Annotated in this window: 21 protein-coding genes and 1 pseudogene; 13 read left to right on the top strand and 9 right to left on the bottom strand. The window is 69.1% G+C overall.

What is annotated here, in order from left to right:
• Positions 1-2 precede the first annotated feature (2 nt).
• The 3 genes from IEY60_RS27080 to IEY60_RS27070 all read right to left on the bottom strand — a co-directional run bounded on the left by IEY60_RS27080 (position 3) and on the right by IEY60_RS27070 (position 1,880).
• The gene (locus IEY60_RS27080) at positions 3-230 is read right to left on the bottom strand and encodes a 4Fe-4S dicluster domain-containing protein (RefSeq protein ID WP_019046727.1); all 228 of its coding nucleotides are present in this window, start codon (positions 228-230) and stop codon (positions 3-5) included.
• Entirely contained in the window at positions 231-1,007 is a 777-nt protein-coding gene (locus IEY60_RS27075) for a GntR family transcriptional regulator (protein WP_189033329.1), read from the bottom strand. It abuts the gene before it with no gap.
• A gap of 198 nt (positions 1,008-1,205) precedes the next feature.
• Positions 1,206-1,880, bottom strand: a complete 675-nt coding sequence (locus IEY60_RS27070) for a PaaI family thioesterase (RefSeq protein WP_189033523.1) — start codon at positions 1,878-1,880, stop codon at positions 1,206-1,208.
• A 190-nt stretch (positions 1,881-2,070) separates the two neighbouring features.
• On the opposite strand from IEY60_RS27070, the gene IEY60_RS27065 reads away from it, so the two are divergent.
• The gene (locus IEY60_RS27065; protein ID WP_189033328.1) at positions 2,071-2,721 is read left to right on the top strand and encodes an HAD family hydrolase; all 651 of its coding nucleotides are present in this window, start codon (positions 2,071-2,073) and stop codon (positions 2,719-2,721) included.
• Positions 2,722-2,727: 6 nt separating this feature from the next.
• Here the strand turns inward: IEY60_RS27065 and IEY60_RS27060 are convergent, their stop codons facing one another.
• Both IEY60_RS27060 and IEY60_RS27055 read right to left on the bottom strand, forming a co-directional pair.
• Positions 2,728-3,252 (bottom strand): DinB family protein, encoded by a 525-nt coding sequence (locus IEY60_RS27060; RefSeq protein WP_189033327.1) that lies wholly within the window; start codon positions 3,250-3,252, stop codon positions 2,728-2,730.
• A 46-nt stretch (positions 3,253-3,298) separates the two neighbouring features.
• Entirely contained in the window at positions 3,299-3,928 is a 630-nt protein-coding gene (locus IEY60_RS27055) for a maleylpyruvate isomerase family mycothiol-dependent enzyme (protein WP_229740169.1), read from the bottom strand.
• A 111-nt stretch (positions 3,929-4,039) separates the two neighbouring features.
• Between IEY60_RS27055 and IEY60_RS27050 the strand changes: the two genes are divergently transcribed.
• On the top strand, positions 4,040-4,534 hold the full coding sequence (locus IEY60_RS27050; RefSeq protein ID WP_189033325.1) for a hypothetical protein: 495 nt from the start codon (positions 4,040-4,042) through the stop codon (positions 4,532-4,534).
• A gap of 16 nt (positions 4,535-4,550) precedes the next feature.
• Here the strand turns inward: IEY60_RS27050 and IEY60_RS27045 are convergent, their stop codons facing one another.
• The 3 genes from IEY60_RS27045 to IEY60_RS27035 form a co-directional block, all read right to left on the bottom strand.
• Complete coding sequence (locus tag IEY60_RS27045) at positions 4,551-4,814, bottom strand: hypothetical protein (RefSeq protein ID WP_189033324.1); 264 nt, start codon at positions 4,812-4,814, stop codon at positions 4,551-4,553.
• A 64-nt stretch (positions 4,815-4,878) separates the two neighbouring features.
• Positions 4,879-5,664 (bottom strand): ABC transporter ATP-binding protein, encoded by a 786-nt coding sequence (locus IEY60_RS27040; protein ID WP_189033323.1) that lies wholly within the window; start codon positions 5,662-5,664, stop codon positions 4,879-4,881.
• Complete coding sequence (locus IEY60_RS27035; RefSeq protein WP_189033322.1) at positions 5,661-6,332, bottom strand: FadR/GntR family transcriptional regulator; 672 nt, start codon at positions 6,330-6,332, stop codon at positions 5,661-5,663. The genes IEY60_RS27040 and IEY60_RS27035 overlap by 4 nt, the downstream gene beginning before the upstream one ends.
• A 263-nt stretch (positions 6,333-6,595) precedes the next feature.
• Here IEY60_RS27035 and IEY60_RS27030 point away from each other — a divergent pair, with 263 nt between their 5' ends.
• A complete protein-coding gene (locus IEY60_RS27030) occupies positions 6,596-8,257 on the top strand; it encodes a 2-isopropylmalate synthase (RefSeq protein WP_229740193.1) in 1,662 nt (553 codons plus the stop codon).
• Between the two features lie 153 nt (positions 8,258-8,410).
• Entirely contained in the window at positions 8,411-9,280 is an 870-nt protein-coding gene (locus tag IEY60_RS27025) for a haloalkane dehalogenase (RefSeq protein ID WP_189033320.1), read from the top strand.
• Here the strand turns inward: IEY60_RS27025 and IEY60_RS27020 are convergent.
• Positions 9,264-10,271, bottom strand: coding sequence for a YeiH family protein (locus IEY60_RS27020; RefSeq protein ID WP_189033319.1), 1,008 nt, complete (start codon positions 10,269-10,271; stop codon positions 9,264-9,266). The two genes, IEY60_RS27025 and IEY60_RS27020, sit on opposite strands and share 17 nt — an antisense overlap.
• Positions 10,272-10,378: 107 nt before the next feature.
• Between IEY60_RS27020 and IEY60_RS27015 the strand changes: the two genes are divergently transcribed.
• The 9 genes and pseudogenes from IEY60_RS27015 (at position 10,379) to fdxA (ending at position 19,192) form a co-directional block, all read left to right on the top strand.
• Positions 10,379-10,972, top strand: a complete 594-nt coding sequence (locus IEY60_RS27015; RefSeq protein ID WP_189033318.1) for a YdcF family protein — start codon at positions 10,379-10,381, stop codon at positions 10,970-10,972.
• A gap of 37 nt (positions 10,973-11,009) precedes the next feature.
• A complete protein-coding gene (locus IEY60_RS27010; protein ID WP_229740168.1) occupies positions 11,010-12,002 on the top strand; it encodes a LysR substrate-binding domain-containing protein in 993 nt (330 codons plus the stop codon).
• A 57-nt stretch (positions 12,003-12,059) separates the two neighbouring features.
• Positions 12,060-12,875 (top strand): GntR family transcriptional regulator, encoded by an 816-nt coding sequence (locus IEY60_RS27005; RefSeq protein WP_189033317.1) that lies wholly within the window; start codon positions 12,060-12,062, stop codon positions 12,873-12,875.
• Positions 12,876-12,880: 5 nt separating this feature from the next.
• Positions 12,881-15,546, top strand: a pseudogene (locus IEY60_RS27000) (fumarate reductase/succinate dehydrogenase flavoprotein subunit).
• Positions 15,546-15,773 (top strand): 4Fe-4S dicluster domain-containing protein, encoded by a 228-nt coding sequence (locus tag IEY60_RS26995; RefSeq protein WP_110038620.1) that lies wholly within the window; start codon positions 15,546-15,548, stop codon positions 15,771-15,773. Before IEY60_RS27000 ends, IEY60_RS26995 begins: the two are co-directional and overlap by 1 nt.
• A 20-nt stretch (positions 15,774-15,793) precedes the next feature.
• Positions 15,794-17,215 (top strand): ABC transporter substrate-binding protein, encoded by a 1,422-nt coding sequence (locus IEY60_RS26990; RefSeq protein ID WP_189033316.1) that lies wholly within the window; start codon positions 15,794-15,796, stop codon positions 17,213-17,215.
• Positions 17,216-17,244: 29 nt separating this feature from the next.
• Complete coding sequence (locus IEY60_RS26985; protein WP_189033315.1) at positions 17,245-18,108, top strand: ABC transporter permease; 864 nt, start codon at positions 17,245-17,247, stop codon at positions 18,106-18,108.
• The gene (locus IEY60_RS26980; protein ID WP_189033314.1) at positions 18,105-18,860 is read left to right on the top strand and encodes an ABC transporter ATP-binding protein; all 756 of its coding nucleotides are present in this window, start codon (positions 18,105-18,107) and stop codon (positions 18,858-18,860) included. Before IEY60_RS26985 ends, IEY60_RS26980 begins: the two co-directional genes overlap by 4 nt.
• Positions 18,857-19,192, top strand: coding sequence for a ferredoxin (fdxA, locus tag IEY60_RS26975; protein ID WP_189033313.1), 336 nt, complete (start codon positions 18,857-18,859; stop codon positions 19,190-19,192). The genes IEY60_RS26980 and fdxA overlap by 4 nt, the downstream gene beginning before the upstream one ends.
• Positions 19,193-19,273 lie beyond the last annotated feature (81 nt).

Below are 19,273 nucleotides of genomic sequence, written 5' to 3'. Positions count from 1 at the left end.
GTTCAACGGAGCAGATAGGGCATATTGACGGTGACGGCGCCGGTGGGGCAGCGGGCCGCGCACGGCCCGCAGTACCAGCACTCGTCGACGTGCATGTAGGCCTTGCCCGAATCCTCGTGGATGGCAAGGGAATCGAGCGGACACATATCGACGCACAGGGTGCAGCCGGTGATGCACAGCGATTCGTCGATCGTCACGGGAACGTCGGCACGCTGGGGGACCAGTGCCATCTACAGGACCTTCCATTCGGGTGCGGTGCGGGTGAGGCTGCCGCGCATGGTGATGCGGTCACCGCGCATGCGGATGTACTCGAGATCGACGGGTCGGCCGTCGTCGAGGTGGGTCAGGCGCTCGAGCATCAGCAGCGGAGCGCCCCCCGGTGTGTCGAGAGTCGTCGCGGTGTGCGGATCGGCCGCCACCGCTTCGAGGGCGAGTTCGGCCGCGCCGAGGGACTGGCCGGTGACCTGCTCGAGCAGGACGAACACGTCCGTGGTCTCGAGATCGTTGGCCAGCACGGCAGCGCCCACATCGGGCGCGAGATAGGTGAGATCGAGGCTCAGCGGCAGATCGGCGAGGAAACGCAGCCGCTCGATATAGACCACGCGATCGCCGGGCGCGAGACCGAGTCTGCGCGCGACGGCCGGGGGAGCGGTGATGTGGGTCGCCGCGCGCACCTCGTTGCGGACGGTGCCGTGCTCCTTGAGCGTCTCCTGCAAGCCGAGCAGCGCGTCCAGACCGTGATCGTATTTCCGGGCGGCGACCCGGGTGCCGACCTTCGGCGCGCGATCGATGAGGCCCTCGTCGCGCAGCAGCGCCAGCGCCTCGCGGACGGTGTTGCGGGAGGTGTCGTGCTCGGCGGCGAGTTCCTGCTCGCCGGGCAGCGCGCCCTCGACCGCGCCCGCCAGGATCTGGTGGCGCAGGATGTCGGCCACCCGGCGCGCCCGATCGGCGCGCTGGCCTCGAATCGGAGTGGGTTCCGCGGCTGCGGTTGTCTCGCTGACCTGCATGAACAGCGACGATAGCGGCCCTTATGCGGGCCGGAGCCCAGTGCGAAACGGGCTCGAATTCAGGGGATGTTTCTACGCCGGACGGCCGCCGCCGGGACCTGCGGCGATCGCGATGCGCGGCGCTATTACGCCACCCCGGCCGGTCCGGGCGACATTCGGATCACGTCGATCGCAATGTCGCCCGGTGACCGGAGGAGCTCAGGGCTGACCGGGCTTGAGGAGGATGAACAGCCCGTTGGCCTCCGCGCACAGGCGCTCGCCATCGTGCATCGTCGCCCGCAGATATACCTTGCGGCCGTCGGTGCGCTCGACCCACGCGCGGATCGTCAGCTCCCGGTTGAGCGGGGTGATCGAGCGGTAGTCGATGGTCAGCGACGCGGTGCGGGTGACGGCCTTGGTGTGTACCGCGGCGGTCATGCCGAGAATATCGTCGAAGGCGACGCCGATCTGGCCGCCGTGCGCCGCGCTGTTGCCGCCCAGGTGGAAGGTGCGGAAGGTCAGCTTGGCGGTGACACCGTCGACGTCGGCGCTGTCCACCGTGTACGGCGGCAGCGTGATGTTGCCGCGCGAGGGCAGGTCGGTGCGGGTCCAGCTCGGCGCCGACCACTCGTCCACGACCGCAGCGTCGAGGCGGGCGTTGAGCTGCTCGAGCGTCGCGATCGTGTCCTTGGCCAGCTCGTCGGACGGGTTGATCAGACGCACGCGGTCCATCAGCTCGCGCACCTGTTCGATCAGTTCCCCGTAGTGCGGGCCGCCGATCGTCTGGTCCAGCTTCGCTTCCTTGCGCTGCTGGATCAGCTCGGCGACCGGCCGGAAACCGCCTTCGTGGTGCTCTGCGTCCGGCAGCGAGTTGCCGACCTGTGTATTGTCCATATGCAACACGTTATCGCTGCCGAGCTGGATGTTCGCGTCCGGTGTCCCACTTCGGCGCGCGCTCGTGACATGACTCACCGCCGCGGGCCCGCCTCTATTAGGCTGGGTGCCGATCACCGAGCAGGTCTGTACCGGAAGAGTCGGCGCGCCCGCGTGGTGCCCGGCGGAGGAACGGCGAAAGGCTGAGCGCATGGGTATCGCGGCGGTTGTGTTCGACATGGACGGCGTGCTGATCGATTCCGAACCGATCTGGGAACAGGTCCGGCGCGACTACGTCGACCGCAAAGGCGGCCGGTGGCAACCGGATTCGCAGCGCAGGATGATGGGCATGACCACCACCGAGTGGGCCGCCTGCATGAGTGACGATCTCGGCGTCGCCATGCCGCTCGACGACATCGCCACGAAGGTCATCGACCTGATGGCCGACAAGTACGCGCATCACGTGCCGTTGCTGCCTGGCGCGGTCGAGGCGGTGCAGCGATGCGCCGGTCAGTGGAAGCTCGGCCTGGCCAGTTCCTCGCCGCGCACTCTCATCGACCTGGTGCTGTCGAAATCCGGTCTGCTGGAGTACTTCTCGGCGATCCTGTCGACCGAGGAGATCGGCAGGGGCAAGCCGGAGCCCGATGTGTATCTCACCGTCGCCCAGCGGCTCGGCGTCGATCCGAAGGACTGTACCGCCGTGGAGGATTCGACCAACGGACTGATCTCCGCGCACCGCGCAGGAATGCGCGTGATCGCCGATCCTCGCCCGGAGTTCCCGCCGGCGCCCGACGCGCTGGCGCTGGCCGCTGTGGTGATCGACGATCTCGACCAGCTGACCCCCGAGGTGGTCACCGGCTGACCGGGGTCAGAAGCTGCCGGTGACGCCGTCGATCCGCTCCCGCAACAGATCGGCGTGGCCGTTGTGCCTGGCGTACTCCTCGATCATGTGCAGATACGCCCAGCGCAGGGTGTAGCCGTCGGAGCGCCACGGGACATGGAAGACATGGTCGAGCGGCAGCTCGGCGACGGCCGCGTCGCAGGCGGCGACCTCGGCGTGGAACGCGGCGAAGACGTCCTCGGCGGGCAACGCGGCGAGGTCGTCGAAATCGGCGTCGGGCTCGGTCACCGACCCGTAGACCGGCTCGACGGATTCACCTGCCGCCGACACCCGGAACCACCCGCGCTCGACCTCGGTGAGGTGGCGGACCAGCCCGAGCAGGGAGAGTGTCGACGGTGGCACCGATCGCGTCGCGAGCTGGTCGGCGTCGAGGCCGCCGCATTTGCCGAGCAAGGTCTGGCGGTGAAAGTCCAACCAGGACTGCAGCATCGGGCGTTCCGCCGCGCCGACGAGGGTCCGCGTCGGCGTGAGTTCGGGTGCTGTCCACGTCACCGGCGCGACGGTACTCCGCACCGCGGCGGCCCGCAGGTCGTTTTCGTCAGCCGCTGGTGAACCTGGCCGCAGGCGCGCCGTGCAGGCGGCCAGGGGGCAGGGTGCGTCCACACAGCACGAGCAGCAGGTCCTGGGCTGCGCCGGAGACCACCTCGCCCGCGCCGTGGCGGAAATCGAGATCGGTTGCCTGCAGGGCGATTCCGTCGAGGTCGACGCCGAAGTAGTCGAGCGAGCGCTGAGTGTTGGCGCCGAGAACCAGGCGCATCCGATCGAGCGGCACCGGTTCGGTGTGACCGAGCGCGACGGTGATGTCGAGGCCGTGGATGACGTCGTGGCTGAGCGCGCTCGCGTATCCGCTGCCGCCCGGTGGCTTCCACGGGTGTGCGGTGTTGTCCCGGATGGCGGCGACGAGTTCCTCCGAACTCATCCGCGCGGCGTCGGCGCGGGCGGCGCGGTCGGCCAGCCGGTCGAAGTTGCCGCGAGCGGCGATCATGCCGACCAGGAAGCGCGGCAGCGATGTCCGGAACGGCATGCTCAGATGCGCAGCGACCTCGCGGACCCGCCAGCCGGCGCACAGGGTCGGCGCATCCCACGTCGCTTCGTCCAATCCGGCGAGAAACTCCGCCGTCTCGGCGCGTTGCGCCGCGATCGCGGCCCTGACCTCGGTGTCGTTCACAGCCGGAACCTCCTGTCGACAGATCTGTACCTGTCGATGTAGACGTCGCGACCGGCGCGGATTCATCGGTACCACTGTCCTGAGCTGCCCTCGATCCGGCACACTGGCCCGATGGGTGCTTACCGTGACGATTCGCCGGAGGTCGTCGTCCACCTCGGCGACGGTTCCGGCGCGCCACGCGCCGTCGATCCGGCCGACCTCGGCGCCGATGCCCCCGATCCGGCCCCCGACCACCCGTTCCTCCTGCTGACCCGCACCGAGACCGAGTACATCCAGGCCCGCTACCTCGACGAGGGCACCTACGAACTCGAGCACGTCGACGGCGCCGATCACCGCCAGCTCTTCACCACCGACGCGCTGCTGGTTCGCGACATCGTGTGGTCCTGGATTCAGCGGGACAGCTGGTGGCGCGACACCGTCGCCTGGACCACCGTCGACCCCGCCGTCGCCGAACTGAACGCCCTGCGCGCCGAACTGTCCGAGATGCTCGACGGCATCTCGATCATGGACTCCGTCACCGACGAACTCGACCGCGCCCTGGCCCGCGCGGACGAACTACTCGGCGCCGACCTGGATTTCGGCGACGACCCGTTCGAATCCGGCTGACACCGGACCCAGCGTGTCAGACGTCTTCCTGGCCCTCGCACCAATCGTCGAAGGCGTCGAACGCGGCCTTGGCCGGCTCGGGAACGTAATCCTCGACGACGGTTTCGATCGGATCCCAGACGCGATCGCAGCCCTGCGGCGCCGGCGGCCACGACTCGATGAACTCCACCAGTGGCGATTTCGGTGGTTCGGCCTCCTGAGCGGCGGCGATGCCCGTGGTGGCCAGCGTCAAGGCCACGGCAACACCCGCGGTGGCGACGATCCGGTGAACGATTCTCATGACATCCTCCTGTCCGTGCCGACAACGTGATGCCCCGCGATCGTAACCCCCGCCATGGTGGGTGTCAGCGTGCCCTGGCGCTCCAGCGACCCCCGTCGTAGCGCACGTCGATGGGGTGGTCGAAGGCGGTGGAGACGTGGTCGGTGGTGATGACGTCCGGGGCGGGGCCTGCGGCGACGGTGTGCCCGTCGGCGATCAGCAGGGCGTGGGTGGTGGTGGTCGGGAGTTCCTCGAGGTGGTGGGTGACCAGGATCGATGCCACTTCGGGGTGGGTCTGGTCGAGGGTGTCGATGGTGGTGAGCAGTTGCTCGCGGGCTGCCAGGTCGAGGCCGGTGGACGGTTCGTCCAGGAGCAGGACGCGGGGGCCGCTGATGAGGGCGCGGGCGATCAGGGTGCGGCCGCGTTCCCCCTGGGACAGGGTCGGCCAGAGTTCCTCGGCTTTGCCGGACAGGCCGAGGGTCTCGATGATCGCGTCGGCTCGTGCCAGGTCGCCGGGGGTGGGGGACCAGCGCATCGGGGTGTCGATCGTGGCGGTGATGCCGGTCAGGACGACCTCACGCACGGTGAGCGCGGAGCGCAGCGGGTGCCGTGGGTTGACGTGCCCGATCGAGCGGCGCAGCCGCGCCAGCTCCACCCGGCCGAACTGTTCGCCGAGCACCCGCACGGTGCCGGTGGTGGGGAAGGTGACGGCGCCGCAGAAACCGAGCAGGGTGCTCTTGCCCGCGCCGTTGGGGCCGAGCAACGCCCAGTGCTCGCCTGCCCGCACGGTCAGCGAGATGCCGTCGATGATCTTCTTACCTTCACGGCGGAAGGTCACCTCGTCGAGTTCGATCACCGGGACGCCGGTCATGCGAAAGCCTCCTTCAATGCGGACAGGTGGGTGCGGCTGAATTCGGCTGCCGCCGTGGGGTTCCGATCGGCGACGGCTTGGGCGAGCTGTTCGTGCGCGGCGTGGTCGGCCTGCTCCGAGGCGACCGGTCGCAGCGTGAGCATGTCGATCATGGCCAGGCGCAGCCGCGGGAGGAAACTGTCGAACAGCTGGGTCAGCACGTCGTTGTGGGCGGCGACGATCACCGCGCGATGGAAGGCCATGTCGGCATCGACATGCTCGGCCACGGTCTGCCCGTCGGCGCGACGCCCCGCCAGCGCGCGGCGGATGGCACGAACATCGGCGGGGGTGCGCCGTCGCGCCGCCAGCGCGGCGGCCTCGGCCTCGATGGCGATGCGCGCCTCGATCACCGCGGCGATGGTGGCGCCGCGCAGGACGACATCCCAATCCTCGGTGACATCGAGCGCCGTGACGAACACACCGGCGCCCTGCCTGCTGTCGAGTACTCCCTTGCCCGCCAGCTCCCGGATCGCCTCGCGCAACGTCGACCGGCCGACGCCCAGCTGGACGGCGAGCACGGTCTCGCCGGGCAATCGGTGGCCAAGCGGCCACTCACCGGCACGGATCCGCGTGAGAAGGAGTTCAGCCGCTTGTGCGGCCAGCGGCTGACGCCGTACCTGCGATACCACCGAAAGACCTCTCTACTTGTCTGAGGAGTTGTGGTAGAAGTGTACCCATCATGACGCACACCGCGCTTCTCCTCGGCCGCCACGGCGGGGCCTGACCGACCGGCCGCCCCGCCGTGGGGCTCTGTCGTGGCCGGTCGCCGTTATCTCGTGGCCCGTCGTGGCCAGGAAGCAGAACAGTCATGAGTGCATTTCCCACCCTGGTAACCCCCGCGGGCGCCGTCGCCACCGGCGCGCCCGCCTGGAATCGGCAGCGGCATTCGGCCATGCCGTCACACCGCTACGGCGATGTCCACCGGCGCGTGGAAGTCCCTGCCGGACAGCGGAACTGGCCGGACGCCAGGATCACCACCGCTCCGCTGTGGGTGCCGGTCGACCTGCGCGACGGCAATCAAGCGCTGGCCGAACCGATGGATCCCGACCGCAAGCGCCGGTTCTTCGAACTGCTTGTCGCCATGGGGTACAAGGAGATCGAGGTGGGCTACCCGTCCGCCTCGCAGACCGATTTCGATTTCGTCCGGCTGCTGGCGCACACCCCGATCGCGCCGCCTGATGTGGCCGTCGTCGTGTTCACCCCGGCCCGGCGTGATCTGATCGAGCGCACTGTCGAATCGGTGCGCGGCATCGCCAACGAGGTGGTCATCCACCTCTACACCGCCACCGCGCCGGTCTGGCGGGAGGTGGTGCTGGGCAAGGATCGCGGGCAATTGCGTGAGCTGATTCTGGACGGCGCCCGCGCGGTCCTCGCCGAGGCCGGTGACCTGCCGAACGTGCGCTTCCAGTTCTCGCCCGAGGTGTTCAACCTGACCGAACCCGACTTCGCCCTGGAGATCTGTGACGCGGTCACCGAGCTGTGGCAGGCCGCACCGAAGCGGCCGGTGACCCTGAATCTGCCCGCGACAGTGGAGGTCGCGACACCAAACATCTACGCCGACCAGATCGAATACATGCACCGCAACCTGGCGCGCCGCGACGGGGTGATCCTGTCGGTGCACCCGCACAACGACCGGGGGACCGGCATCGCCTGCGCCGAGCTGGCCGTCCTGGCCGGTGCCCAGCGGGTGGAGGGCTGCGTGTTCGGCAACGGTGAACGCACCGGCAATGTCGACATCGCGACCCTGGCATTGAATCTGCACGCGCAGGGCGTCGACCCGATGATCGACTTCTCCGACATCGACGAGATCCGCCGCACGGTCGAGTACTGCACCCGGCTGCCCGTGCACGAAAGGCACCCGTACGTGGGCGATCTCGTACATTCCGCGTTTTCCGGAACGCACCAGGACGCGATCCGCAAGGGGATGGCCCACCATCGCGCCCGCGCGGCTGAAGCCAGAGTCGCCGAGCGCGACATGGATTGGCAGGTCCCGTATCTGCCGATCGACCCGGCCGACATCGGTCGCTCCTACGACGCCGTGATCCGGGTCAACTCCCAGTCCGGCAAGGGCGGCATCGCCTACCTGCTGCAGACCGGGTACGGGTTGGACCTGCCGCGGCGCTTGCAGATCGACCTCGCCAGCCGGGTGCAACAGCGCACCGACGACACCGGCGCCGAGGTCACCGCCAAGGAGCTGTTCACGCTGTTCGAACAGGCCTACACGGTGGCCGAACCGCGCATTGTGCTGGCGCGGTGGCACATCACCGACGGCGCCACCGAGATCGTGCTGGACATCGACGGTCGCGAACTGCGCTCGGTCCATCGCGATGTCGGCCCGGTCGACGCGGTGACCACCGCGCTGGCCGCCGCGGGCCACCCTGTCGAGATCCTGGGCCTGACACAACATTCGGTCGACGAGGGTGCCGACAGCGCGGCCGTGAGCTACCTGGAATACCGGGTGGACGGCCGGACCGGCTGGGCCTTCGGCCGGAGCACGTCGGTGATCGCGGCGTCACTGGACGCGGTGATGAACGCGGTCAACGCGCGAATGTAGGCCGGGTGTGGGGCGACACTGTGGCGTCGCCCCACACGTCCGTCTCTTCGAAACACCTTCGGGCGAAACAGAACTCAGCCGAAACGAGCCTCGGTGGGGCCTACCGTCCGCCTGGGTGCACCCCATGTAGTCTGACATCGGGAGGGAGGGCCCATGCTGATCGACTTTGTTCCCGACAGGAATCTGTACCCGTTCGAATCCCGGTGGTTCGACTCGTCCGCAGGCCGGGTGCACTACATCGACGAGGGGACCGGACCGCCGATCCTGTTCTGTCACGGCGCTCCGACGTGGAGCTTTGTCTACCGCCACATCGTGCGGAACCTGCGGGACCGGTACCGGTGTATCGCCGTCGACAATCCGGGTTTCGGATTGTCCGAACGTCCCGCGGGCTACGGCTACACCATCGCCGAGCACACCGCGGTCCTCGGTGAGTTGATCGATCACCTGTGGCTCGACGACTTCGTCGTGATGGGACACGATTGGGGCGGACCCATCGGCCTGGGCGCGGCCACCGCACGGGCGGATCGGGTGCGGGGGATTGTCCTGGGCAACACCTTGTTCTGGCCGACCGAAGCGCTGGCCAATCGGGCGTTCAGCAGGATCATGAGCAGCGGTCCGATGCAGCGGCGGATCCTCCAGCAGAACTTCCTCGTCGAGCGCGTCCTGCTCGCGGAACTGGGACGCACACTCACCGCGGCCGAGGCCGACCACTACCGCGCCGTACAGCCGAGCCCGGAAGCTCGGATCGGACTCGCCGCGACGCCCGACGAAATTCGCGCCGCCCGCCCGCTCTTGGACCAGCTCGCCCGGGACGTGCCTGCCCTGCTCGGTGGCAAGCCGACTTTGCTGGTGTGGGGGATGCGGGACATGGCGTTCCGCCCGAAGGCCTACCTCCCGCGCATGCGTGCCAGCTTCACCGACGTCGACGTCGTCGAGCTGCCGCGCGCGGGGCACTTCATCCAGGAACACGAACCGGACGCGATCACGGCGGCGATCGAGAAGCGGTTCAGCACCAGCCGGTGAGGTACATCAGGCCGAGGCTGGCGCCGCCGAGGATCAGGCCGAGCGCGCCACCGAGGACCAGCGGGCGGATGCCCGCGCTGCGGAGGCGCTCGATGCTGAGCGAGGTGCCGATGGCGGCCAGGACCGCGGCGATGAGCCAGCTGCTGGTCGCGGCCGACGGCGTGGTCAGCGCGGTGGGCAGGATGCCGAGACCGGCGACGATCGACGCGGCGAGGAACAGCACGACGAACAGGGGGAAGGCCTGGCGCAGCGAACCCGCGGGTGCGCCGGTCTCCTCGACGAGGTGACGTCGGCCGACGTGCAGGCCCAGACACAGCGGGATGATGGCCAGACTGCGCATCAGCTTCACGATCACCGCGAAATGCGCCGCACCAGCGCCGAAGACGACGCCCGCCGCCAGCACCGAGGAGGTGTCGTTGATCGCGGTTCCCGCCCACAGACCGAAGGCTTCCTGCGACAGGCCGAGCGCGCGGCCGAGCGGCGGATACACCAGCACGGCAGCGACATTGAAGACGAAGATGGTGCCGAGCGCGTAGGCGACCCGCTGTTTGTCCGGGCGCAGCACCGCGGTGGCCGCCGCGATCGCGGACGCGCCGCAGATCGTCGTCCCCACGGCCACCAGCGTCGCCGATTCCCGGTCGACCGCCAGCATCCGGCCGACACAGAACGCCGCCACCGCGCCGACGACGAGCGTCCCGATCAGCACGACCGCCGTCTCCCGTCCCACGCTCAGCACCGACCCCAAGGGCAGCCCGAGCCCGAGCAACACGATCGCCAGACCGAGCAACCGCTGCCGCGCGACTTCGAGCCCGGGACCGAACAGCTCATCCGTGGCCTCCCGCTGCCGCAGCACGATCCCGGCGGCTGCGCCCGCGCCCAGCGCCAGCACGGGCGCACCGATCATCGGCAGTGCCTTGCCTGCCGGCACCGCCGCGGTGGCCACGAGGGCAGCGAGGGCCAGTCCGGGGGCGAAGGTACGTACTCGGTTCACTCCACCACCTTCGCTGCGCCGAAGAAGGCGAGGTAGAGGCCGGTTTCGGAGGGGCTCATAAAGCTGGCTTATGGGATCCGGGATCGGTGGTGTGCTTTGCTGGAGAGGTGCGGAAACGAACCCGGCTGACAATCGCCGCCGGTATCGGTCTGATGCTGTGGGGTGAATGGGCGAACTGGCGCGCGTCCCGGCGAGGCGTCGGGCCCACGCGCGCCGGGTCCGAGGCTGTCGTCGTCCTCGGCTATCGCAACACCGGTGAACGCGCCAATGCCATGAATCGGTGGCGGGTCCGTGCGGGTCTGCGTTCCATCGATCCGGGCGCGACCGAGGCCCGCCTCGTGTTGTGCGGGGGAGCCTGCGCCGGGCCGGTACCGGAAGCCGCGCTGATGGCGGAGTACGCGACGGAAGCGCGCGGGTATCGCGGGGAACTCGCGCTCGAGGATTCGAGCCGATCCACCTGGGAGAACATTGCTTTCGCGATTCCATATCTGAAGGATGTCGACCGGATCAAGATCGTTTCCCTGCCCACCCACGCCGCGACGGGCCGCGACTATCTCGCGGAGCAGAGCCCGGAACTGGCCGTGCGCCTCGTCCCGGGGCGGGAGTACCGATTCGGCGAATGGATGCCGCTGAAACCGGTCGTCGCCCTCTACGGCGTGGTGAAGAATCTGCGCCACCGACTCCGCTCGGATGACGCCTGATGCGGTGCGACAGCGACGCCTCACCCATAATCGGCGCATGACGCTGCCACCCGGAGCCCCCGATCTGGAGGTGCTCGACCTCCTCGTGTCGGTGTCCGAACTGGGCAGCCTCGGCGCCGCCGCCCGCAGGCACGGCATCAGCCAGCCCGCGGCGAGCATGCGGATCAGCGCGCTGGAACGCCGGATGCGGGTGAAACTGCTCGACCGGGGGCCGACCGGCTCCGCGCTGACCGACGCGGGCCGCGCCGTCGTCGACCACGCGCGGACCGTCCTCGCCGCCGTGCGCGACCTCGTCGACGACGTCGACCGCCTGCGCGCGGCCCAGGCCCCGCGCCTGCGCATCGCCGCCTCGAAAACGATTGCCGACCACCGTATTCCGCACTGGCTGGCCGCACTGCGCACCGATCATCCCGAGGTCCTGATCTCCCTCGAAGTGGAGAACTCGACCCAGGTCGCGGCCCTCGTGCGCGACGGTGTCGCCGACCTCGGATTCGTCGAGGGCCCGCATCCGCCCGCCGGCCTCGGCAGCCGGGTGCTCGGCACCGACGACCTGGTCGTCGTCGTGGCGCCGGACCACCCGTGGGCCCGCCGCACGACCCCGGTCGCCCTGGCCGAACTGGCAGGCACCGCACTGCTGTGGCGCGAACCCGGCTCCGGCACCCGCGACACCGTCTGGGACCTGCTCAGCACCGCCGCGACACCCACCGGACCGGCCGCGGAACTGGGATCGGCCGCGGCGATCGTCGCCGCCGCCAGAACCGGCATGGCTCCGGCCGTCCTGAGCCGTCTGATCGCCGCGCCGGACCTGGCCACCGGGGCCTTGGTGGCCGTGCCCTGCGCCGACGCTGCCCGCCTGACCCGCAAGTTCCGGGCGATCTGGCGCCGCAACACGCCGCCGTCCGGCCCGGGTGAACTGCTCGTCGACCGCGCTGCACAACTCGAGATCGCTCGCACGACAGTGGTGGGACTGCCGGGTGAGCGGGCATCGTCGCAGGTAGAGCGTCCGGCGACGGATCAGGAACTGGCGTAACCAACCGGTAATTGCCCGAAACGTCCGTCGTAACGAGGCGTTCGCAGCATTTGCCGCATGACAGCCACTCCCTCCTCCTCGGCGCGGCCACGGCCACCCGATCCGGGTACGGGCAGACGCAGCGCGCCGGCCCGCCGCATCCGCGACATCCTGCGTGCCCGCATCCGCAGCGGCGTCTACGGCAACCGGCCGCTGCCCGCCGAGGCCCAGCTCGCCGCCGACTTCGCCACCAGCCGCAATATCGTCCGTGACGCGCTGACGCTGCTTCGCGACGAGGGCCTGATCGACCGGGTACCCGGTGCGGGCACCTTCGTGGTCGCCGACAAGGCGGTGCAGGGCCTCGACCGGCTGCGCGGCCTTGCCGAAACCTTCGAGACCCGCAGCGACAGGGTGGTGAACCGGGTCCTGCTCGCCGAGGTTGTACCGGCCACGCCGTTGGTCGCCGAGCGGCTCGAGCTCGAACCCGGCGACCCGGTCGTCGCCCTGGAACGGGTGCGCTACCTCGACGGCGCTCCGCTGTCGCTGGACGCCAGCTATCTCACCGCCGATGTCGGCATTCCGCTGCTCGACAAGGACCTCACCGGGTGCGACGTCTTCGGTCTGCTCGAAGCCGAACTGGGGTTGCCGCTCGGCTCGGCCGCTGTCGCGATCGAAGCGGTCGCCACCGATCCGACGGTCGCGGGCCTGCTCGAGGTCCGCGCGGGTTCGCCGTTGCTGTTCCTGGAACGGCTCACCTACACCGATTCCGGGCGACCCGTCGATCTCGAATACATCCGCTATCGCGGTGACCGGTTCTCCCTCTCCGGGCGGCTGGACCGCGTCCCGGTGACCCCGCGGCGCACTGTTGCCCGCGACACCAACGAAAGGGGTTGATCCCGATGCAGATTCCACCGCTCACCGACCGGCGAGAGCTCGTGTGCGACGTATTGATCGTCGGCGGCGGCACCGCGGGCACCATGGCCGCGCTCACCGCGGCCCGCCACGGTGCGAACGTGCTGCTGCTGGAGAAGGCGCACGTGCGCCACTCCGGCGCGCTCGCCATGGGCATGGACGGCGTCAACAACGCCGTGGTGCCAGGCAAGGCCAGCCCGGAAGATTACGTCGCCGACATCACCGTCGCCAACGACGGCATCGTCAACCAGCGCACCGTCTACGAGACGGCGACCCGTGGTTTCGAGATGGTGCAGCGGCTCGAAGGCTACGGCGTCAAGTTCGAGAAGGACGAGCACGGTGACTACGCGGTCCGCAAGGTCCACCGCTCCGGGTCCTATGTGCTGCCCATGCCAGAGGGCCGCGACGTGAAGAAGGTGCTGTACCGGACCTTGCGGGCCAGGGACGTGCGCTCCAAGGTGACCATCAGTAACCGGGTGATGCCGGTGCGGGTACTCACCGTCGACGGGCGCGCGGTCGGTGCGGTCGGATTCGACACGCGCACCGGCGAATTCGTCACCATCTCGGCGGGCGCGGTTGTTCTCGCCGCAGGCGCGTGCGGTCGGCTCGGCCTGCCCGCCTCGGGCTATCTCTACGGCACCTACGAGAACCCGACCAACGCCGGCGACGGCTACGCCATGGCCTATCACGCCGGTGCGGAACTGTCCGGCATCGAGTGTTTCCAGATCAATCCGCTGATCAAGGACTACAACGGGCCGGCGTGCGCCTATGTCGCCAACCCGTTCGGCGGCTATCAGGTCAATTCCGAGGGCAACCGCTTCGTCGACTGCGACTACTGGTCCGGGCAGATGATGGCCGAGGTCAAACGCGAACTCGACAGTGCCCGCGGCCCGATCTACCTCAAACTCAGCCACCTGCCCGATGCCACGATCCGCGAGATCGAAGGCATCCTGCACACCACCGAGCGCCCCACCCGCGGCACCTTCCACGAGGGCCGCGGCACCGACTACCGCACCGGCGACATCGAGATGCACATCTCCGAGATCGGTTTGTGCAGTGGACATTCCGCGTCCGGCGTGTGGGTCGACGAGCATGCCGCGACCACGGTGCCCGGCCTGTACGCGGCCGGCGACATGGCGCTGGTACCGCACAACTACATGATCGGCGCCTTCGTCTACGGCGACATCGCCGGCGAACACGCGAGTGTCTTCGCCCGTGGCGCGACACATCCGGAGTTGCCCGCCGACCAGATCGAAGCCGCCCACGAGCTGATCTACCGTCCGCTGCGCAACCTCGACGGCCCGCCGCAACCGCAAGTGGAATACAAGCTGCGCCGCTTCGTCAACGACTATCTGCAGCCGCCGAAAGCGCAGTCCTACCTCACGCTCGGCGTGGAGGCATTCGACCGGATGAAGGCCGACATCGCCGCCATGGGCGGGCAGACTCCGCACGAACTCATGCGCTGCGCCGAGGTCACCTTCATCCGTGACTGCGCCGAGATGGCGGCCCGCGCCTCGCTGCGCCGGACCGAGAGCCGGTGGGGTCTCTACCATCAGCGCGCCGACTGGCCCGCCCGCGACGACGCGGACTGGTTCTGCCACCTCAACCTCTACCGTGGTGCCGCCGGTGCGATGGAGTTCCGCACCAGGCCGGTTGCGCCCTACATCGTGCCGGTACGCGGCTTCGTCCGCCCCGACGGCGTCGCCGACGTCGCCGCGCCGGAACTCGTCGGCGCGTGGGGTGCCCGATGAGCGCCCGTCTGCTGACGCTGCTCGACCTGGCCGACGAGTGCCCGGAACTCGACGAGCTCACCCCGTTCCTCACCGACACCGATCCGGAGGTGCGCCGCACGGCGCTGTCGGTACTGAGTGAGACCACCGATGCGTGGGCTGAGGCGGCGCCGATCATTGCGGGCGCCCTCGTCGATGTCGATGTCGACGTGCGGCACACCGCGATCGGGCTGCTCACCGAACTGCTCGAAGTGCTGGTGGCCGGTCCGGAATTCGATGCGGCACTGCGAGCTTGCGTGACAGCGCCCGAACCGGCCGTGCGCGCCGCGGCGATCGAGGCGCTGTGGCGGCACCGCAGGGTGACCGCCACCGAGTTGATCGGGTGGCTGGCCGACCCGAACGTGGCGGTCCGCCGCACCGTCGTCGGCGGGCTCACCTCGGTCGACGCGATCGACGGACTTGCCACCGCGGCGGCCGACGAGGACCAGAACGTGCGCATCGGCGTCGCGAAAGGCATTGCGGCCGTGGGTGATCCGCGCGGCGCGGTCACCTTGCTCGTGCTGGCCGATGATCCGGAACCGCTGGTCCGCGCCGCCGCGCTGGCAAGCCTGGCCGGCACCGGGTGCGACGAGCATGCCGCCGCCGTCGCCGCCGCGGCCATGACCGATCCCACCTGGCAGGTCAGGCAAGCTGCCGCGATCGCCCTCGCCGCGGCCGATCCCGAACTCGCGGCGGCGCCACTGCTGTCGGCCGTCGCCGATCCCAACCTCGACGTTCGCAAGGCGGCAGTGCGCGCACTGGCCGAGCGGATCGCCGAGCGACGTGACATCACCACGGCGCTGCAGCAGGCACTCGACGACCCGGACGCCGACGTCCGTGCCTTCGCCCGCATCGGCATCGCCAACTCTGGAAAGGAACTCTGATGGCCCAGGTCAATGCCCGTCTCGACGTCCCCGTCTCGGTCGACGAGGCCACCTGTATCGACGGCTGCACGCTGTGCGTCGACATGTGTCCGCTCGATTCCCTTGCCATCCACCCGGATTCGGGCAAGGCCTATATGCACGTCGACGAGTGCTGGTATTGCGGGCCGTGCGCCGCGCGCTGCCCGGTCGGCGCCGTCACCGTCAACATCCCGTTCCTGTTGCGCTAGAAGAAGACGGATCGACGACCATGAGCTCCACCTGCTTACGCCTGACCGCGCTGCTGCTCGGCATCGCCGCGGTCGCCACCCTGGCCACCGGCTGCGGCGCCGGTGACGACGGCAAGACCGTCACCGTGAACATCGGCTACCAGTCCAAGACGATCAACACCGTCACCGCGGGCACACTGCTGCGAGACCGCGGCACTTTCGAAGCCGAACTCGCCGAGCTCGGCAAGGCCAAGGGCCTGACCTACAAGGTGGAGTGGAAGGACTTCGCCGCGGGCCCGCCGTTGACCGCGCAGATGCTGGCGGGCCAGGTCGACATCGGTTCGATGGGCGACGCGCCGATTCTGGTCAACGGCTCCAAGACCCGCGACCACGCCGACGTGAAGTCCGAACTGATCGCCGTCACCGGCTACAACCTGCGCGGATCGCTGAATCAGATCGTGGTGCCGCTCGATTCGCCCGCGTCTACCCTGGCCGATCTGCGCGGGCAGATCGTGTCGACCAGCGTCGGGTCGGCCGCCCACGGCATGCTGGCCACCGGTCTCTCGGCGGCGGGGATGACCCTCGACGACGTGAAGTTGCTCGGCCAGGACCCGGCAGTCGGCGCTTCGGCGCTGCAGGGCGACCAAGTCGGGGCCCTTGCCCAATTCGTGCCGTGGCCACAGAAACTGGTGCACGACGGCAAGGCCAGATTGCTCTACGACGGTGGCAGCGCGGGCATTCCGACCTTCCACGCGGTCGTCGCCAACGAGCGGTTCGGTGCGCAAAACCCCGATGTCGTCACCGCGTTCCTGACCGCGCAGCGCGAGACCACCGACTACCTCAATCAGCATCCCCTCGCTGCCGCGCTGCGGGTCGCCGAGATCACCGGACTGCCCGCCGAGGTCGTGTACCTCTACAACGGCCCGAACGGTCTGGTCAGCTTCGACCCCACCATCAAGCCGCAGCAGGTCGACGCCCTCGGAACACTGCTGCCGTTCCTGAAGAGCCTCGGCGCGCTCTCGGATCTGAACCTCGGCGAGTTCGTCGACGACCGGTACGTGCGTGCCGTCTACGGCGCAGGCTACGAGACCGCCCGTGCCTCGACAGCCGCACCTGCGCCGCTCGCGGGCACCGACAGCGTGTGCGGGGGAGCAGTGGACGGTCTCGCCGGCGCCTCGGAGGTGTGGTTTGCCGACACGACAGCGACCGCGGTCGCCAGGACCCCGACCTGCCTGCTGCGGCAGATCGAGGCGAAGGGCGGCGCGGTGCGCGCCGCCTATGTCCCCGACCATGCCACCGGCACGCGGCTGTTCGCCGCGACCGCGACCTGGGTCAGCGATCCCGCCGCCGGGCCCGACGATCGGCTGCTGCCCTTCGCGATCAGGGCCGACGCGCAGCAGTACGCCGCAGCCCATCCGGGCAGTGCGGTCATCGACTACCAGGCAGCGCTGAAAGCCCGCTAGATCCGTCACGTGAGACCAGGAGGCTCACCATGACCGTTTCCGCCGACACCATTGCCGCGCCCGTCGTGGCACCCGAGATCAGCACACCGCCGACGAGTCGGTCCACCCGCGTCACGATGCCGCCGAAGGCGCGTAAGGCGACATTGACCGCCATTCCACTCGTGGCATTACTGCTCGCCTGGCACCTGCTCACCACCTACCAGGTGGTGCTCTGGCTGCGTTTCGACAAGATCCCCACGCCCACTGCGGTATTCGAATCCTTCCGGACTCAGCTTGGCACCGCGAGCTACTACCGCGACATCGTCTCCAGCACCCGGCGCATCCTGGTCGGCTTCGGCCTGGCCACCGTGTCCGGCGTGCTGATCGGGATGGCGGTCGGTCGCTCCGCGGTGGTCAGCGCACTCGTCCGGCCGGTGCTCGAGGTGTTCCGGCCGATCCCGGCGATCGCCTTGGTGCCGCTGGCGATCCTGTTGTTCCCGACAGGCGAACAGGGCATCGTATTCATCACCTTCTTCGCGGCATTCTTTCCGGTCGCGGTCAGCACCATCCACGCCATGCACGCGCTGCCCCGCGTGTGGGAGGAGGCGGCGCACACCCTCGGCGCGCGCCGGCGCGACATCCTGTTCCAGATCGCCCTGCCCGGCGCGCTGCCTGGCATCTTCTCCGGGCTGTCGGTCGCGATGGGTGTCGCCTGGATCTGCGTGATCAGCGCCGAGATGATCTCCGGCCAGTTCGGCATCGGCTACTTCACCTGGCAGTCCTACGGCCTGCTGGATTATCCGGGGGTGATCGTCGGCATGCTCACCATCGGGCTGCTCGGCTGGTTCACCGCCTGGCTGGTCGAACTGGCGGGGCGCCGGGTGAACCGGTGGCTGCCCAGGGCGCAGCGATGAGCGCCGGCGCCGCGGTGCGGCTGGATGGATTGCGCATCGCCTACGGCGAAAGCCTCGCCGCCGAGGTCGATCTCGATATCGAGGCCGGACAGATCGTGGTGCTGCTTGGCCCCTCCGGCTGCGGCAAGTCCACGGTGCTGCGGGCCATGGCGGGTTTGCTGCCTCCCCTCGGAGGCACTGTCTCGGTCGACGGCGGCGCGGCGGCGCAGCACTGCTCGATGGTGTTCCAGGAGGACGCGCTGCTGCCGTGGCGGACCGCTCGCCGCAATGTCGAATTCGCGCTGAAGTTGCGTGGCGTGCCGCGCAGGGACCGCCGTGCCGGGGCGCAGGAGCTGCTGAACCTGGTGGGACTCGACGACTTCGGTGACCATCTTCCCGGCGCACTGTCGGGCGGCATGCGTCAGCGCGTGCAGCTGGCGCGGACACTGGCTGCACAGCCGCGGGTGCTGCTGATGGACGAGCCCTTCGGTGCGCTCGACGCGCAGACCCGCGCCGATATGCAGCGCCTGCTCATCTCGGTGTGGCAGCAGCGGCGGACAACGGTGTTGTTCGTGACCCACGATGTCGACGAGGCGCTGCTGCTGGCCGACCGGATCGTGCTGCTCACCCCGCGGCCTGCGCGCATCCAGCGGGTCATCGAGATCGACTGCCCGCGCGCGCCGGGCGCCCGATTCGAGCCCGAATTCGCCCGGCTGCGTTATGAAATCCTCGCCGCGCTCGGCGAGCCGAACGAGAAGGACCTACAGCCATGACCTTCGTCATCGGAGCCGCCTGCGTGGATGTGATGGACCGCGCCTGCGTGGAGGAATGCCCGGTCGACTGCATCTACACCGGTGACCGGATGGCCTACATCCATCCCATCGAGTGCGTGGATTGCGGTGCGTGCGAACCGGTCTGCCCGGTCGAGGCGATCTACCTCGACGACGACATCCCTGCCGGGCAAGAAGGTTTCATCACCGCCAACGCGGCGTTCTTCGACCTTCCGCTACCAGGCCGGGACGCGGCGCTCGGGTCGCCGGGCAGCGCCGCCAAGGTCGGTGATCTCGGCGTCGATACGCCGTTCGTCGCGGAGTACGAGAAATGAGTGCTCCGAATCGTGCACTGCGCATTGCGATCGTGGGCGCAGGACCGGCCGGTATCTACGCCGCCGACGCCTTGATGAAGT

The sequence above is a fragment of the Nocardia rhizosphaerihabitans genome (assembly GCF_014646295.1).
In the GTDB taxonomy this organism is placed as follows: Bacteria; Actinomycetota; Actinomycetes; order Mycobacteriales; family Mycobacteriaceae; genus Nocardia; species Nocardia rhizosphaerihabitans.
This window is presented reverse-complemented; position numbering and strand designations above follow the sequence as displayed.

Coding starts and splice junctions, on each gene's coding strand:
- IEY60_RS27080 (WP_019046727.1), bottom strand. CDS start 230: ATGGCACTGGTCCCCCAGCGTGCCGACGTTCCCGTGACGATCGACGAA.
- IEY60_RS27075 (WP_189033329.1), bottom strand. CDS start 1,007: ATGCAGGTCAGCGAGACAACCGCAGCCGCGGAACCCACTCCGATTCGA.
- IEY60_RS27070 (WP_189033523.1), bottom strand. CDS start 1,880: ATGGACAATACACAGGTCGGCAACTCGCTGCCGGACGCAGAGCACCAC.
- IEY60_RS27065 (WP_189033328.1), top strand. CDS start 2,071: ATGGGTATCGCGGCGGTTGTGTTCGACATGGACGGCGTGCTGATCGAT.
- IEY60_RS27050 (WP_189033325.1), top strand. CDS start 4,040: ATGGGTGCTTACCGTGACGATTCGCCGGAGGTCGTCGTCCACCTCGGC.
- IEY60_RS27045 (WP_189033324.1), bottom strand. CDS start 4,814: ATGAGAATCGTTCACCGGATCGTCGCCACCGCGGGTGTTGCCGTGGCC.
- IEY60_RS27040 (WP_189033323.1), bottom strand. CDS start 5,664: ATGACCGGCGTCCCGGTGATCGAACTCGACGAGGTGACCTTCCGCCGT.
- IEY60_RS27030 (WP_229740193.1), top strand. CDS start 6,596: ATGCCGTCACACCGCTACGGCGATGTCCACCGGCGCGTGGAAGTCCCT.
- IEY60_RS27025 (WP_189033320.1), top strand. CDS start 8,411: ATGCTGATCGACTTTGTTCCCGACAGGAATCTGTACCCGTTCGAATCC.
- IEY60_RS27010 (WP_229740168.1), top strand. CDS start 11,010: ATGACGCTGCCACCCGGAGCCCCCGATCTGGAGGTGCTCGACCTCCTC.
- IEY60_RS27005 (WP_189033317.1), top strand. CDS start 12,060: ATGACAGCCACTCCCTCCTCCTCGGCGCGGCCACGGCCACCCGATCCG.
- IEY60_RS26995 (WP_110038620.1), top strand. CDS start 15,546: ATGGCCCAGGTCAATGCCCGTCTCGACGTCCCCGTCTCGGTCGACGAG.
- IEY60_RS26990 (WP_189033316.1), top strand. CDS start 15,794: ATGAGCTCCACCTGCTTACGCCTGACCGCGCTGCTGCTCGGCATCGCC.
- IEY60_RS26985 (WP_189033315.1), top strand. CDS start 17,245: ATGACCGTTTCCGCCGACACCATTGCCGCGCCCGTCGTGGCACCCGAG.
- IEY60_RS26980 (WP_189033314.1), top strand. CDS start 18,105: ATGAGCGCCGGCGCCGCGGTGCGGCTGGATGGATTGCGCATCGCCTAC.
- fdxA (WP_189033313.1), top strand. CDS start 18,857: ATGACCTTCGTCATCGGAGCCGCCTGCGTGGATGTGATGGACCGCGCC.